At 65.3% G+C, this 15,315-nt stretch carries 10 protein-coding genes and 1 pseudogene; 2 read left to right on the forward strand and 9 right to left on the reverse strand.

Annotated elements, in window-relative coordinates; translation table 11 throughout:
• Positions 1–34: 34 nt before the first annotated feature.
• Positions 35–502 (reverse strand): helix-turn-helix domain-containing protein, encoded by a 468-nt coding sequence (locus tag BIV23_RS29020; RefSeq protein WP_071383943.1) that lies wholly within the window; start codon positions 500–502, stop codon positions 35–37.
• 304 nt (positions 503–806) lie between these two features.
• Here BIV23_RS29020 and BIV23_RS49750 point away from each other — a divergent pair, with 304 nt between their 5' ends.
• Together BIV23_RS49750 and BIV23_RS54065 are read left to right on the forward strand one after the other, a co-directional pair.
• Positions 807–2,234: a hypothetical protein gene (locus tag BIV23_RS49750; protein ID WP_143079131.1), complete on the forward strand. Its 1,428-nt coding sequence runs from the start codon at positions 807–809 to the stop codon at positions 2,232–2,234.
• A gap of 224 nt (positions 2,235–2,458) precedes the next feature.
• Positions 2,459–2,540, forward strand: a pseudogene (locus BIV23_RS54065) (helix-turn-helix domain-containing protein); the annotation flags it as partial.
• A gap of 440 nt (positions 2,541–2,980) precedes the next feature.
• On the opposite strand, the gene BIV23_RS29025 reads toward BIV23_RS54065, so the two are convergent.
• The 8 genes from BIV23_RS29025 to BIV23_RS50565 form a co-directional block, all read right to left on the reverse strand.
• Positions 2,981–3,649, reverse strand: coding sequence for a GNAT family N-acetyltransferase (locus BIV23_RS29025; RefSeq protein ID WP_071383944.1), 669 nt, complete (start codon positions 3,647–3,649; stop codon positions 2,981–2,983).
• Positions 3,642–4,511: a thiopeptide-type bacteriocin biosynthesis protein gene (locus tag BIV23_RS29030; RefSeq protein ID WP_177240072.1), complete on the reverse strand. Its 870-nt coding sequence runs from the start codon at positions 4,509–4,511 to the stop codon at positions 3,642–3,644. Before BIV23_RS29030 ends, BIV23_RS29025 begins: the two co-directional genes overlap by 8 nt.
• Complete coding sequence (locus BIV23_RS48980) at positions 4,504–7,017, reverse strand: lantibiotic dehydratase family protein (protein ID WP_071383946.1); 2,514 nt, start codon at positions 7,015–7,017, stop codon at positions 4,504–4,506. Before BIV23_RS48980 ends, BIV23_RS29030 begins: the two co-directional genes overlap by 8 nt.
• On the reverse strand, positions 7,014–8,558 hold the full coding sequence (locus BIV23_RS46995; RefSeq protein WP_079173444.1) for a SagB family peptide dehydrogenase: 1,545 nt from the start codon (positions 8,556–8,558) through the stop codon (positions 7,014–7,016). The genes BIV23_RS48980 and BIV23_RS46995 overlap by 4 nt, the downstream gene beginning before the upstream one ends.
• A complete protein-coding gene (locus BIV23_RS29045) occupies positions 8,558–10,843 on the reverse strand; it encodes a TOMM precursor leader peptide-binding protein (protein WP_071383948.1) in 2,286 nt (761 codons plus the stop codon). The genes BIV23_RS46995 and BIV23_RS29045 overlap by 1 nt, the downstream gene beginning before the upstream one ends.
• Before the next feature lie 41 nt (positions 10,844–10,884).
• On the reverse strand, positions 10,885–12,381 hold the full coding sequence (locus BIV23_RS47000) for an ATP-binding cassette domain-containing protein (RefSeq protein WP_177240073.1): 1,497 nt from the start codon (positions 12,379–12,381) through the stop codon (positions 10,885–10,887).
• Between the two features lie 170 nt (positions 12,382–12,551).
• Positions 12,552–14,609, reverse strand: a complete 2,058-nt coding sequence (locus BIV23_RS29055) for a cysteine peptidase family C39 domain-containing protein (protein ID WP_079173446.1) — start codon at positions 14,607–14,609, stop codon at positions 12,552–12,554.
• Positions 14,610–14,735: 126 nt separating this feature from the next.
• Positions 14,736–14,885 (reverse strand): hypothetical protein, encoded by a 150-nt coding sequence (locus BIV23_RS50565; protein WP_177240075.1) that lies wholly within the window; start codon positions 14,883–14,885, stop codon positions 14,736–14,738.
• Between the last annotated feature and the right edge of the window lie 430 nt (positions 14,886–15,315).

Consider the following 15,315-nt stretch of genomic DNA (forward strand, 5'->3'; position numbering starts at 1 on the left):
TGTGCGCTCGTGCTCCCGGCGGGCGGAACGAGGGTCAGGCACCGTCGTTGTGCGAGCCCGGGTCCTCTCCCAGCCCTTCCAGCTTCCGCAGATGGCTCACCACTCCGGCCAGGGTCTGACGGCTCGAGTCGGAAAGGCCATGTGCCCGAAGCGCGATGTTGCGCACATCGCTTTGCTTCAGCGCCTGCAGCAGGGCAAGTTGCTCGTCGATGCGCTGCGCCTGCTCGTTGTCGAGGAAGTACGCAGGGCTGACACCGAAGTAGCGGGCCAGCGCCTCGAGGTGCTTCTTGGTCGGGTTCGTCTTCCTGCCGGTACGCAGCTGCCAGATGTAGGTGCCGCTGATCGCCCGCTCCCCTGCAGCGATGTTGATGGCAGTTGCGACGTCCTCGTGAGACGGCGCCTTCTGGCCGTTCGGAGCCGCAGTTTCGAACAGGTGCTCGATTTTCTGTGCGAGGGTGCGGCTCGCTTCACCGCCAGCGCCTTGCTCGGCCGCGCCGCTCATCACCCGACTCCTCGCTAGTTTATGGACGTCCGGGGCCAAGTGTACTGAACAACGCTCAACTCTGGGTGGGCCCCGGCGAGTTTGCTGGTCATGAAGTAGATCTCATGACTATTATCCACCAGAGTCATGAACTGATGTTAATGGGGGAGCGATGGCGGCAGAAGTCTGTCCTACGGGGAACCAACCGGCACCGGCGACGAGCGCACCCCGCTTACACCGATGACCAGCGCGGCAGGCGACTCCCCTGCCGCCGCGGACCAGACACAAGCACCAGGCAAACCCCCCACTCAGTAGGTGCAACACAGTGAGCACACACATACCCGACGACCCGACAGCGCTTGACCACACGCTGGAGGTCACTCTCGGCCGACGTGCCCCCTTCACCCAGGTCGGCGACTGGGTCCTGCTCTCCGGCGCAGACTCCGACGCCCGAACCCTGTACTGGGCCCTGTCCGCCCACCTCAACGCCTCGCGGGACGACAACGAGGTCTGGCCGGGCCTGCTCACACTCGCCCGCATCCTGGGGCTGAAGAAGCCCGAGAACGTCACCAAGTACATGCTGCAGCTGGAAGTGATCGGCGCCGTCGAGGTCATCCGCTCCACGACGGGCCTGGTACGCCGCAACCGCTACATCGTGCACCAGACCCCACCCTCCGGCTACTGCGGACCGCGATCCATGGCCGACTGGTACGCCCTCAACCGAGCCGCCACCGACGAGACCCCAGAAGAGCGCGACGCCCGCGAAGCCGCCTTCGACTCCTGGCTCACTTCCACCCGCCAGACACTCAAAGAACACTGCCAGCAGACCGCCCACGCCCGAGCACTGGCAAGGAAGGGCCGCACGCCCCTGGCGCCGGCCATCCCCTTCCTCGGCCTGAATTCCCGTACCCCCACAGCAGGAGGTACGGGGCGAGCTGGGAATTCCATCAAACCAGCAGGCCGGACCGTACCCCTTGCTGTGGGGGTACGCACCCCCGCAGCAAGGCGCTTCGCACCTCCACCGCAAGGGGTTGAAGTAGACCAAGAAGAACAACACCAAGAACCCGCGCCTGCGGCGCGAAGCGTCGCCAACGGCCGAAGGCCTCATACAGCAAGTAGTGAGCACGCCCGCCGCAACGACACCAACGGCGTACTCGAACAGCCAGCACTGCCACAGGCACCCCGCAGTGGTGTCCGCCAACGGATGAACCGAGCCCAAACACAGCTCGTCGAGGCCGTCGAAGCCGGGCTTCCCGAAGAACTACGCACCCTGCTCCCGAAGTTCCGCCCCGCGACAATGCGGGACACCATCCTGCGTGAAGCCCAGCACCGCACTGCCGAAGAGCTGATCTCGCGAGCCGACCGGCGCTGGTACGCCTGGGGCCTCGCCTCGACCGCCGACATCTCCACCGGCGGAGCAGGCCTGGCACATCCCGTCGGCGTCGCCGTACGGCTCATAGCCTCCCACCGATGTCCCATCGGCAAATGCGGCCGCGAATGCCCTGACCCACGGTGCGAAGACGGAATCATCATCGACACCAACCGGTCATGCCCCCGATGCGCCGAACATCGGAACGATCACCGCCATGGAGCCGCCCAGCCGACTACCCCCACCCGCAAGAGCAAGCCGTCACGACCTGAATGCGACAGCTGCGACAGGCCCATGGTCGGTCCAGCACACCCCGATGGCATCTGCCGCGATTGCAGACAGTCCATGGCAGGGACAGTGAGCAGCCTCCGACGAGCCCTGTGACGGCGGCTGGGTCCAGGACATTTGACTGTCCCCGCCAAAGCCTCCCGGCCCCCGCCGTGCACGCGGCACAGCGGGGAGCGCGGAGAGACCGCCGGGCCGATCGCGCCGGCGCGGGAGTGCGGGCGGCATGGCGTGCCTGGTCACAAGGCCGTGCGGTTACTCAGGTTGAACTCCTGGAGTCCGGTGGCCGTGACGGTTCTTGATCGTCGCGGTACGACGTCGTCATGCGGTACGCGCATGGGGGCGGGCTGATGCCCAAGGAGCAGGAAAAGCGGGAGCGGGTGCGCCTTGAGGCGGCCGAGCAGCAGCTCACCGCGCCCATCCGACCCGCAATACCGCGTGTGCTACACACCGGAGGTGTCTGTCCCCGACCATCCGGGAGAGACACCTCCCGGGCGTTTGAAGTCGGTGGCCGCCGCTTCCCCGGCTCATGTGTCGGCACGTTGTTGCCCGGCACTCGTCGTTGCGCTCGGTTCGTGCTCCACGACGTACGGCGGGCTCGCCGCGCCCTCGGGGAAGAACCAGAAGTGTCCCAGTTCAATGTGTCCGAGCGTCTTCGAGCTGCGTACGGAAGCGGCGGCTCCCACCTAGCCGAGCCGGGCGCCGGTCACGGCCAGTGTGATGCGCTCCAGGCCGTGCGTGGCGGCGAAGCCATTAACCCGGGCTTCCACCTTGCGTGACGGACGGTGCCCCCAGGACGGCGCGATTCCTCTCCCGCCGCCCGCCGTGCCCCGATCCGATGCCGCCTACTGCTCCGTGATGGCCTCCTGGTGCAGGCCGAAGAGCGGGAGAGACTGCTCAGGGAGTCCTTCGACGCGGACTGAGACGGTCCGGTGGGCCTCCCATGCGGAGCGGGTGAGCCTGAGGCGCCTGAGGGTCTGGAGAGTGCCGCGGACCGCATGCCGTTCGATCCCGTCGTCCGTGTATCCGAGCTTCTTGGCGATGGCGTAGGAGGCAGGGTTGTCCGTGTACGCGCTGGAGCAGACCTCTTGTGCACCCAGTTCACTGAAGGCTAGGTGCAGGATGGCCTCGCGCATCTCGGTGCCGTATCCCTGACCGTGGAAGGGCAGTCCGAGCCAGCAGGCGTCGGTGGCCTCCTTGGTAATGGCGAAGTTCTTGGCTGCTAGGGACTGCACGCCAATGACAGTGTCGTCGCGGCTCACGGTGAGGTCCAGGGTCCAGTCGAGAGGCTGCCAGGTTCCTTGGCATCGCCAGTGGTGCTGCATCACGGCAAAGCCCCTGGCCGTGGGGGGCAGGTCGGTCCAAGGCACGGGGAAGGGCATGACTTCCGGGCCGTGGATGCCGTCGGCGGCTACTTGGGCCAGTTGGTCGAGTTTCTGAGGTGTGGGAAGAGACAGACGGAGCCGAGGTGTGGTCAAGGTCAGCGATGCCAGGGGCCAGGCGAGTTCATTCATGAGATTCCTTCGTGCCGGTTAGTGCGCGCCACAGAGCGCGGGCCGTCAGTGCTTCTTCGAGCGGCGTCACGCCGAGTCGGTTATGCATGAGGTGGACGTGGTGGAACAGCAGGTAGGGCTTGGGAGTGAGGGGTTGTGCGGCTACCGCCTCGTCGAGGTGGGTCTGGCACTGCTGTGTGTAGCTGGCCAGAGTCGCCTGTACTGGTTCGGGGCAGGAGCGGGCCGCGGCTGGGCGGCTGTCCAGTAGGGCGTCAAGGTGGTCTGCATATCCCGGCGCTCTGCCGTGCGGTCCGTGACTCCAGTACCAGGCGTATTGGTGGACGAAGGCGCGCCGACGCGGCTCGGGCAGCAAGGATGTGAGCATCTCGAGATGGGCGCGAGTCACAAGCAGACGTTGTGAGGCGGCGTAGGGCATGAGCGTGAGGGCGGTGTTGCTGCCCAACTGGAAGAGCTGCTCGGCGTGCTGTACGCCACCCTCGCCGCGGTATTTGCGGGTTTCGGGTGCGTATACAGACCGGCTAAACCCAAGATGAGCAGCGGTACCCGCCGTCGGTTCATTCGCTTTCCGGGACAGGAAGGCGTGGGTACGGCCGTCAATGAGGCCATCGACGGCGCTAATGCAGCGTAGCGGCACCTGAACCCTGAGCCGTAGATGCATGCCGAACTCATCGATGAATCGGAGGTAGAACCAGGCCGGGGGGCCCGCAAGTCGCGCGATGCCCGCCAGGGTTGATGGCAGATGGTCGGTAAGGAATTCGTCGATTAGGAGACGCGAACCGAGGTGTATCCGGTAGTGGAGCCAAGGAGACGCGCGGTGGAACACAGCGTCTGAATCCTCCGCGACGGCGGTGAGATCAGACAAGGGTGACCAGCCCCATGAGTTCGCGAACGCGGTGGCTCGCCGGGGAACCGGTGGTAGCTGGCAGTGCTTCGGAGATGTCGACTTCCACGCAGTGGGGATCCAGGTGAGGGAAGGCGGCCCACAGGGAGTAGGGATGCGCAAAGTGCACCCAGTGGGGCTTCTTCCGGCGCAGGCCCATCGCTGTGCGCGCCACCTCCGCGAGGTAGATCTCGTCAGGCAGGCCGAGTCGCGTGCGCCAGCTGTCGACACGCAGTAGGTAGTCGATGTCCCTCTCCCCCGGAGCCGGGCGGGGAACATCGTCCGGTCTCACGCGCCACCGCTGGCGCGCCCAGACGATACCGTCGGCGGTGATGCGTGGCAGCACGGTGGGCTCCGCTGTTCCCGCCACGCTGTCGTTAAAGCGGTACTCGCGGTCCACTCGGCCAGTGATCACCCAAGGGTTCGACAGTAGGACGAGCAGGCCGACCGGTCCTTTCAGGAGCAGGTGGGGCACCGTGCCCACGTAGTGTGTGGCCACCGGCTGCCCGCTGCGATTGGTCAGCTGTAGAGTTCCGGTCGCTAAGTCGTGTCGCAGGCTCAGATGAGAAAGCGATGTCTGCTGGCCCTGAGACGGTACGTCGGAGGGCCAGGCCAGGTAGGGGCCCATCGCGAGTGCGGGACGCTGCATTTCCGACCAGTCGGCGAAGGCGGACAGCTGCAGCACTTCGCAGCCGGGGTGCTGGGCGTTGAGCCAAGTCCGCAGCGCATCTGCCAGGCTCGGCCCGAAGAGGCTGTTGTCCGTCCACCGGGCCAGCACGCCCGCGGTGCCAGACTGCACATTATTGATGACCAGCTGTACGCGGTCGGCATCCACGTCAGGGAGAGAAGGCTGGGCGGGGACCTGGAAGTACAGGGTTGCGTGGCAGGCCGCCACGGTGCCCTTGCCGCTTGGCCCTAGCTTGTCTTGCAACTTCCGCGCTGAGCTGCGGGCCCGGGCACCGAACGCCGTGGTCGGGCTGATCCGAGAGGCGGCCCGGTACAAGAAGGACAGTACATCGCGACAGACCCCTCCGGTGCCGTAAGTGCCAAGGAAACAGTCCACCATCGCGCTGTAGAGGGGGGACAGCTGCACGAATGGTGCGATGCCGGCGCCTGCACGGCGCAGCGCGTCTTCGATTGCTGCCCGTTCTTCGTTGGGGAGCGTGGGAAGGGCTTCGGTGACTGTTTCGTGGGACGGGGAGGTTTCGCCAGCCCACAACGGGCCCGGGCTGCCTGGCGAAGCGCTACCAAGCACCTCCCGTGTCGTGTGCGCGGCGCGCTCCAACAGCCGGAAGCGCTCTTGTGCGCCGGTCGGGCGGGTGCCAAGCTCCTCTTCCACCTGTGCCAGGCTTGCTATCCCGTTGGAGATCGGGTCTACACCAGTGTGCACGGGGGCGTTCTCTAGACCGGTCAGCCACTGGAGAAGAGGCCCGAAATGGCTCCGATCATGGGGCTCCCAAGGAGCGACGGGTTGGAGGATGCCGACGTTGAGCAGGTGCCGAGCCAATTCCTGGCCGTTGTCTCCGAGTAGGTCGCCCATCTCACGCAAGGGGCGTACATCCCGCGGGAGCGCCGCTATGGCCTTCCGGTAGTCCTCGATCACTACCACGTCGTCGCCGCGGGTGAAGAATCCGTCGAGACAGGTGAAGTGTGAGCTGCTGAAGCACAGTTCTCCATCGACCTCGGTGATGCCGGCGTTGATTCGCACGGGCATGCAAGCTGATCGCTGTGTATCGCGCCCCAGGGACAGCATCAACTCCAGAGCTGCGGACCGCGAGGACGTGAATACGCTGTCCTGCCGGGCACTGCCGCCGTCTGTGTCTTCTGGTCCCAGGAACCCGATGGTGGTCAGTCCGCTGAAAGGGCTGGGTTTGACGGTGGCACGCGCCGCGTAGTGGAAGGCGGTACGGCCCAGGCGGCTGCGGTAGGAGACGGCCTTGTCAGGTGAGTGGTTCAGCAGGTGCTGGGAGAAGTCCACGCTGGCCATGGCCAGGCTCGGTGCGATGTCCTCCCGAGCCAGTTCTTGCACCAATTGGCGGCCAGCGTGCCTGTTGTGGCGCTCCAGTGCTTTGCCCGCGTCCTCCACGGTGACGTCGGCGTGTTGGAGGACGTCCAGCCACGCGTTCACGGAGTTCCGCGTGTGCTGATCAAGGAGCGGCATGGCTATGTCGAGGGCGCGCTGAGTAGAGGGAGAACGGCGGCTGTTGAAGACGTCGCGCCGGACTTTCAGCAAGGCGCGGCGCGGTGCCGCATCTTCGACGGTGGGCACCAGGTGGTGCAGACGGTCAGCCAGCGACGTCGCCAGGGCGGCTGCACGGGTGCGCAGGTCGCTGGCGGTCCGGATCAATGCGCCGACGTCGTGGGCTTTGGTGTCTTCCAGTAGCGACGCGGGCAGGGCACAGGTGCGCGCGACGAGAAAGTGGGCGACAGCGACGGTTGCCCCGGTTGTGGGCAGGGTGCCGATGTTTGGTGTGGCGGACGAGGTCATTGCGGTGTGTCCTCCAGCAGTGCGCGGGCCCGGCGCACCCACTCGGCGGAGTTGACGTCCTGGGCACCGACCGATGCCGATGCGCCTTCTTCAGAGGCGGCGCTGCTGAGAATGAACTCGCCCACGGAACACTCGGACAGGTAGTCGTTGCCCGTCGCCTCGGCCACCAGATCGGCGTTGCCGCTGCCCAGCGCGCAGGGAGCCAGTCGCATCGCGGTCGCTACCAGGTACATAGTCTGATAGAGAACGCCCACGTTTTTCAGAGTCGTGGCATAGGCCATGCTGTCGTACTTCCAGGACAGCCGCTTCATGCGTGAGGTGATGCTGAACACCATGTCGGGGTAGGCCAGCCCGCCGGTGGCCGTCCAGGCAGCCTGTGAGACAGCGTGCACGAGTCGTGTTTCCCCGTTGATACGTGTGAGTTCGTGCCGGTGAGGATCATAGTGGTAGATGCCGGGCTCCAGATCCAAAGAGCGTGTGACCGTCACGTACAACTCAAGTTCATACGCGGCTCCACCTCCTGGATAAGGGCGCGAGGTTGTCTCGTAGGGCACGCCGGGGGCCGGCGGGCTGAAGCCCCGGATGCGCCCGACGCGATAGAGGAACTCGCCAAGTTGGCGAAGAGTCAGAGGTACTTCTCCAGCCATTCGTCGTGAGGTACGGCCTTCGAGCGCGACGGTCAGAGCCGGGTCACGAGCCAGTACGGAGTCCCAGTCTGGCCGGTACATGGGAATGGGAGCTTCACCGTCTGCGGAGGGCCTTACGGCTGGCTCTGGAGGGGTGGTGTCCAGGTGTGCGAAGTTCGCACCGAAGGGATAGTCGTGGCGTCCGAAGCGTGATCGGGCGTGGAACAGCAGGTCGTGAAACGCCCACAACTCGGGCATGTTGCTGCCAGAGGCTTGGGCGTCCGCTCCCGCCGGTTCAGCGACTAGGAAGCCTGCGGCGAGCAGGTGTTCGGTCAGGTTGTGTAGCACACCGGCATCGGTCCCGAATGCTCTGAGTGCCGTCAGCGCATTTCCCTCGGTCAGCGACGTCACCCATTGCCTGGCTGCGGGGGAGCGCAAGGTCGTACGGTGGGCCGTCAACGGTGATTCCAGCACGAGTGCGCCCTGATGGGAGCGGAGATAGCTGGCGTCGGCCAGCCGCACGACCGCCTCGTCCGCGAGAGCTTTCACCGTGTACGAGGCAGTGGGGGTCAGGGCCTGCAGTGCGGCGTGCATCTGACCGCAGTCGGACGGCGTGTGAAAGGCGCGCGTTACCAAGTGCCGCAGCCGGTGCAGCGTACCAAGCACTTGGCCCCGTACCGGGGCGGCGACCGGTGTCAGAGCGCTGTCCAGACCTTGTCCGTATCGGGACCAGGTGGAAAGCACGTCCCGCGAGGCCGAATTCATCGACCGCAGCGCGTAGCGGCCCCAAGGGCTTTCCAGCCGCAGTCCGTCGCCGTCCTCAGCAACGGTCAGGCCGGTGCGGGGGCGTATGGACTCGCCGGTCCCCTCGCATCTGGTGAGGACTCCGGTGCGCAGAAGGTCCGAGGGTGCCATCAGATGAACACCCCGATGGGGTTGAGTTCGTCTTCCCGGGTCGGCTCGTTCACCCAGCCGAGCTCGACAGGGACGTCGTAGAGCCTGCCAGGCGCGAAGCGCGGCCAGAAGTGACGCATGCCGGGCACAATGACCTTGACAACCGGAAGTCCGACATCGGGACGGGTTTGGTCGATCACCAGCATCTCCATGCCGAGCCTTTCAACGGTTTCCTGCGCGCGGCACAGGTCATCCAGGAGATCGCAACCGTCATGGGTGGTGTAGTCGCTGGCCTGCCGCCGGGGCGCCGGCGAGGGGCACAGATACGGCTGGTTCTCAAGCGTCGCCGTCTGCCACCAGTGCTGCTGGGCCCGGTCGGGATAGGTGTAGCCGCTGCCATCTGCCTGGGCGTGTACGACAGCAGGCAAGAATTGGTTCATCTCTGTCAGGGCGCGCCCCACAGCGATCCGGGCATCGAAGTGGGCCCCGAACGCAATCAGAATGTCCTCGGTGGGCTTGTCGATCCGCCGGGATATCGCAGCCATGACGGGGATGCCGAAGTCGCTGGTTAGATCCAGAACCCAAGCGTCTCGGCCTACAGCCCGGTACTGGGATAGCCACGTCTGAAAGTAGGGCTCGGCAAAACTTCCCAGATCCACCTCGGGCCGCTGCACGCGGTTGTACCACCACAGAGCTACGCTGTCGCGCTCCACCAACTCCATGAAACCCTGCAACGTAGCGTCCTCGATGCTCGTGCCCGCGGCACTGCCATTGGAGTCGGCAGCGGCGTACTGGTGTTCACGGTCGACGGGGTATCCGTAGAACAGCGAGGCAGTGGGCACGTAGCGGTGTTGTTGGGCAGTCAACGACCACACAGGAGTCCAGTCGATGGGAGCGGTGGTGTCCAGCGGCATCAGGACGCGGTGAAAGTGGACGTCACGTTCGTTCCACGCCGCACGTTCGGCGAACTGCCGGTCGCTGTAGAGCGCCAGGTCATTGGGAGCAATGGCGCCCTCGCCAAGGTCCGCGTAGGCCGCCGTGATCCGCGCCTCGTCGCCCTGGTGCACCCCGGAGTACCGCTCCAAGGCCTCGCCCAGGGCGCTGGCCCGCGCCTGCAAGTCACTCATGCCCTTGCCGCAGCTTTGGCTGCGCAATCCCACTCGGAGGTCACCCGGTCGGGACATGGGAATGGCGAAGTTCTGTCCCGCTGTGTAGGCGTGGAATCCGGGCCAGAGGCTGGGTAGCTTGTGCAGTCCGGTCACAGGACCAAGAGCCGGGCTGATCAGATGGCCGTGGAGGTCGAGCATCCGCTGCGGATCCTTGCTGCGATGCCCGCCGTCAACCAGCGTGACCTTTGGCCTGCTGACCAACTTCACAGGGGAGCGGTGCTGCCGTGCCACGAGTTTCCCGTCGCCGCACTTGGGGCATTGCGGGCGCCGGAACACCACCTGCTCCTGGGCCGCGAGAGTCACGGTGTCGAACGTGTGCAACATGTCGGGGTTCAGCCCCGCAGCCTGCGCCCGGTGCTCACCTTCCGGCACCGTGTACGCGCCGGCCAGCCACTTGGCCGCGTGTAGTGCAGCCAGTGCCTCGGCTGCCCCCCGAGTAGCGGGAAGGCTTACTGTCGGTGTGTAACTAGCCGAGCGGGTCGACGCCTTAGCCACGTATGTCTCGACCATGCGGTTACCGGCCAGTCGGTGCGCCAGACACTCCCAGCAGGCCCCTTCCTCAGGCCGGAAGAAGGGCCCGAACCAGGCCACGCTGCCCCCGGGCTTAGCGAGCATCCAGGGGCGCTTGTCCGCAAGCGCCTGGTCGTTGATCTGTGACAGCTCCGGTTCCAGGTAATCGTTGACGATGACTATCGTCAGGTCCGCTACTCCCTCGGTCAGGTTCAGCCCCAGGCTCTTCCAGGCACGGCGTACCCCTTCGACAGCCGCAGCACCTGCGGCTTGGATCCGTACCGTGCCCGAGGAGAGTCGGGATAGAGCGGTGGCGGCGTCGACGCCGGAGTTCTCCCAGAATCCCGCCGAGAGCTCCTCCGCAGTGACGGTCGTCTCAGCACGCCGCACATAACCAGCCTCCTCCAGCTGGCGAAGGGCACGGGCCACGCTCTGCGCGGGAAACGAACTGGCGAGTTTGGACACGAGGTCGTCCTCGGTGTGTCCTGCCATCAACAGTGGCCCCAGCGACTCGATGAGCCGGCCTCTCAGCACTGTGCTTTCGCCGCGGTCGGAGGTGAGATACACGCCGTCTCCATCGAGGACGTCGACCTTCAACGACCGGCGGAAATGCAGTACTGGAGGCATGATTCTCTCTTTGCTGTGAAGCGGAATAACGGTCTGAAGTGTCAGCGCCGACTACTCGTCGAGGGGCTGTCTTGGCCAAGCAAAGCGGCGTACAATTCCGACGGACCGTCGTGGATAAGTCGGCCGGAACTATCCAAGGCGAGTACCCGGTGCGCGGCGCGGATGATGCGCTCGTCATGGGTGACCACGATGCGCGTCATAGTCTTGTGTCCCAGCGCATCGATGATGTCCTGCTGCGACTGAGAATCGAGGACGCTTAGCGCTTCGTCCAAGACCAGCAGCTGCGGATCTTTGAGGAGGGCCCGTGTCAGCAGCATGCGCTGCCGCTGCCCTGTGGAAAAATGGGCGTTGAGGTTCAGCGCCGGAGTCTTGAATCCCATAGGCAGCGCCCGCAGGAGTCCCTCCAGACCTGTTGTCTCCGCTGCGGACCAGATGTCCGCCTCTCGGGCGGCATAGCCGGTGCCGGCGAGGAGCGTCCCAAGGTCCGCCGCGCCCGGACTCTCGTCCTGCGCCATGTAGGCGATCCGAGGGCCGTCGCCCTCATGTCCCCAAGTGCGCGCGGTGTTACCCGCAGTGGGGTTTTCCAGGCCCAGGAGGAGTCGCAGCAGAGTGGTCTTGCCTGCCCCGCAGGGCCCGACCAGCGCGATGAACTCGCCCGGTCGGACGGTAAGGCTGACGTCTCGGATTACGGGCTCGCGGCCATCACTGTAGCTGTACCAGACGGAGTCCAGACTCACGAGCTCACCGTGGGCGGGGCAGTGCTCCTTCCCTGGCTCCTGGCCGCTGGCTGGTCTCGCCGCGCAGTCTTGGCCAAGCAGCCCAAGGGCGTCCAAGGCCGTGGGAAGAGCCTGCCCGTATCGTGCAAGCCCCGCCGACAGCGGACCGATGGCCAGCACCCCAGCCAGGAGCTCCGTACCTTCCGACCCGGCTGTTCCCCACAGAGCCGATGCAGTGGCTACTGAAGCGGCGAACCACCAGACGCTGCTGTGGAGAAGGCTGTCACGCAAGGCATCGCATGCGCGGAGGACCATCCGCTGCGCGCGCGGACGTTCTTGTCCACAATGCCACTTGTGGAGCACAGTGGGCATGCGGCCGTAGACTCGCAGCTCATCGACCGACGCCAGCGCCGACTGGAGCAGCGCTCGAGTATCGTGATCCGACTTTGCCCCCCGGGTAACGGCGGCATACCGAAAGCACTGCAACGCCGTGACCAAAACGACCAATGCCGAAAACGTGGCCAGTAGCGTCCATCCCAGCCAAGGGGTGACGGCAGCCAATGCAGCCAATGCCAGACACATGCATACCGGCGTCAACAGCGTTTCCGGCGAGGCCACTCCCAGCGCTCGGCGGCAGCGCGTCGGGCCACCCGCCAGTAGCAGGAACCGCGCGGGAGGCACTGCACGCATCACCGACGGCGACTGATTCACTACACGGTGCCACACGCGCCGCTCCCAGTGCTGCTGCAGGCGGTCCGCGAGCTGCATCCAGGCCGCATCATGCCGCCGAGCCACCACGTGCACGGCGGCGATGGCTGCCACGCACACCAGCGAGGCCAGTACCCAAGACCAGCTCGAGGAAAGGACGTCTGCATGCAGTGCCCACGGAGTGAGCAGAGCGGGTAGGAGACGCAGGAGGGCTAGGGCGGTACCCGCAGCCACCGCACCGGCGATCTGGGCTCGCGCGACGGGTGACCGCAGTGCATGTCGGATTACGGAAGGGCGGGTGTGTTCCATGGGGTGAGTCGGCCTCCCTCCAGTACGTACACTGCGTCGGCCAGTTCGCCGAGTCGGGCGTCGGCCCGGAGCCACACAGTCGTGACACCACGCTCCCGGAGCGCGTTCAGAACATTGCGTTCTTGGTCCCTGTCCATTGCGCTGGTGGCGTTGTCCACCACCAGGACCTTCGGGCACCGTGCCAGGGCCCGCGCGAGGGCCAGGCTCTGGCGTTGCCCCCCGCTGAAGTTCGTACCGTCGGCGGCAACGCGCGCATCCCAAGGGCCTCCGCGTTTCGCTACCGCCTCACGCAACCCCACCGCTCCCAGCGCATCCTCGATATCCTCTGCCGAGATAGATGGGTCCCACAGGGCGACGTTGTCGGCGACGCTCCCCGGAAAGATGGCGGATGCCTGTGCGACGTACGCGAGTTGCCGGACATCGGTCTCCACGGTGCCGGACGATGGCGGAAGCACGCCGACCAGCAGCCGTGCCAAGGTGCTCTTTCCGCTTCCCGACGCCCCGACAATATGCACCATCTTGCCCGGGCATACCGTCAGGTTCGCCTGACGCACCACCACCGGCTGCGCGGCGGTGTAGCCGAAGCTTACGTTGTGCAGCCGGATCTGCTGCTCCGGGAGCCCGGGCCCGAGCTCACCCGTCACGAACCGAGAAGTCGTCGGAGAGCGCAGAATGTCATCGAGCACGGCCAACTTTGGCCTCAGGTTTTTGACTTCGACGTAGGTCCGCGTCAACACCCCCTGCTGAAGCGCCAGCAAGGCGGCTGCTGGGACCAGCGGCATCACCTGGCCCAACGACCCGGGGAGATGCGAGACGACGTAGAGCACCACGAGCCAAATGCCGAGGCTCAGAGCCATGTCGAAGGCCGCCACGCGGCGCAGACTCTTGTGCACTCGGTCGTACAGGACACGCTGCAAAGAGAGGAGCTGACGCTGGGAGCTTTCCAAAGCACTGATAAGGTCCCGGCTGCCGCCTTCGGCGGCGAGGGTGTCCGACGCGGCCAGCGCAGAGCTGAGGAGCCCGTCGCGTACCAACTGTCCGGCAACGACGGGATGCTCGTCACGCACGGAGCGGTCCGCTATGCGGGCCACCATCAATCCGCTGATGACCTGTCCCGCGAACAGGGCTGCAATCCACCAAGAAGCGGCTAGCGCCGTGCCAATGAGGACGACGGCGATGGTCACCGCAGCCACGGCGGCGGCGACCAGTCGGTGGACAAGCTGTAGCGCTACAGCGTCGACTAATTGCACGCGGGCCACGAGCGCGGTGGACCGACGTCGTGCGAAAAACTCGGAGGGTAATTTCGCCAGCTGCCCCAGTACGCGGTGCGTCAAGTTCCGGCAGATGCCGTCCTTGAGGCGTGCATACAGCAGGTGCAAACACAATGCCAGGAAGGCCGCGGCAGCAGCCACCACTATCAGCCGCAGTTCGCGGGCGTGGACAGCGAGCACCGCGACGAGCCCTTGGAGTACACCTAGCACGAGTGCGACGGCCACGGCCATCCGCCCGCTAGATGTGAACAGGTCCGCCATCTGGTGCCGCAGCGAGCGCCGGGCTCCGCTGGGGTCGAACTCACTGCCGGGCTCGAAGAGGAGCACGATGCCGTTGAAGCGCCGCTGGAACTCTGTCGCATCCTGAGAGTGCCGGCCGCGGGCGGGATCGTTGACGAGTATCCGCGAATTACTTTCGACGCCTTCTACAACAACGAAGTGCCCACCGTCGATGAGTGTTATGGCGGGATAAACAAGTCTGCCAAGTGTCTCGATAAATGATTGATGGCTGTCTGACTTGGCGGCGACGCGGATGGCCCGCGTGGATAGCCCGTATTTCTGTGCGGCACGCAGGATGGCCGCCGCACTGGTGCCGTCACGGCCGGTCCCACAGGCATCTCTGAGAATGTGCGAATCAATATGCAGGCCATGATAGGAAAGAATTCCACCAAGACACGCCGAGGCACAATCCGCTTCCTCCATCTGAGGCGTGAGCAGGGTGCGCGCGATGCGCTTAGAGCTCTGTTTCTGGCCGCGCTGCACTTTCACCCCCTTCCCCCTGACGGATCCCACCCAAGCCTGTCAGGGCCTATCGGCCATTCCCTCGCGCGTGTCATCGGCCGGGTGGTGCAGTCGGAAGACTGGCACCACCCGGCCGCTAGCGACGGATCAGACGCAGCCGGCCGAGCTCAGCGTGCCGCCACTGCACAGGATGGTGCTGACGGTGGCCGCGCCGTTGGTCGAGGAAAGCTCCTCGATGGTCACCTCCGCGTCGACGCTCTCGACATCGTCGATCGCCAGGTCCTGGATGTTTTCCATGACGCTCTCCTTACGTGTGTCGGAAATTTTATTTCGACCCTAATAAGAGAGAGGAGTCGGTTGCGAGTTGGATTCCTCGAATCCAACTCGGCCATGTCTGAGTCAGCTTTCACTGACCCCTTCCCCCCGCTTGATCAGGCTCGGCGAATTTAACATGCCCGCAACTGAACATACAATCGATTTCTGTATGGTCACGCTTGGAAGGTGGCGTAAAAGGCTCTTGTCTGAGTAGTTCTTACAGCTCTCCGCACCGGTGCACCGCCGGGTGCAGATGGGCGTGCCGTCCAGCAGCACGATCCCACTACTCGTACGGGTAGTCCTCTTTAGGGCTCCAGGCGCAGGCGGCCAGCAGGCTGGCAACCTCCCTGACCCGCCGGGGACACGGTGGTGGGGTGTATCCCGCCACCGCGGGTCAGTCACCGGGCAAGAG

It is taken from the genome of Streptomyces monashensis, assembly GCF_001866665.1.
Classification (GTDB): domain Bacteria; phylum Actinomycetota; class Actinomycetes; order Streptomycetales; family Streptomycetaceae; genus Streptomyces; species Streptomyces monashensis.

What these genes read in the sequence shown, in the direction of transcription:
- BIV23_RS29020 (WP_071383943.1), bottom strand. Translation starts at nt 502, where the DNA reads ATGAGCGGCGCGGCCGAGCAAGGCGCTGGCGGTGAAGCGAGCCGCACC.
- BIV23_RS29045 (WP_071383948.1), bottom strand. Translation starts at nt 10,843, where the DNA reads ATGCCTCCAGTACTGCATTTCCGCCGGTCGTTGAAGGTCGACGTCCTC.
- BIV23_RS46995 (WP_079173444.1), bottom strand. Translation starts at nt 8,558, where the DNA reads ATGGCACCCTCGGACCTTCTGCGCACCGGAGTCCTCACCAGATGCGAG.
- BIV23_RS50565 (WP_177240075.1), bottom strand. Translation starts at nt 14,885, where the DNA reads ATGGAAAACATCCAGGACCTGGCGATCGACGATGTCGAGAGCGTCGAC.
- BIV23_RS48980 (WP_071383946.1), bottom strand. Translation starts at nt 7,017, where the DNA reads ATGACCTCGTCCGCCACACCAAACATCGGCACCCTGCCCACAACCGGG.
- BIV23_RS29025 (WP_071383944.1), bottom strand. Translation starts at nt 3,649, where the DNA reads ATGAATGAACTCGCCTGGCCCCTGGCATCGCTGACCTTGACCACACCT.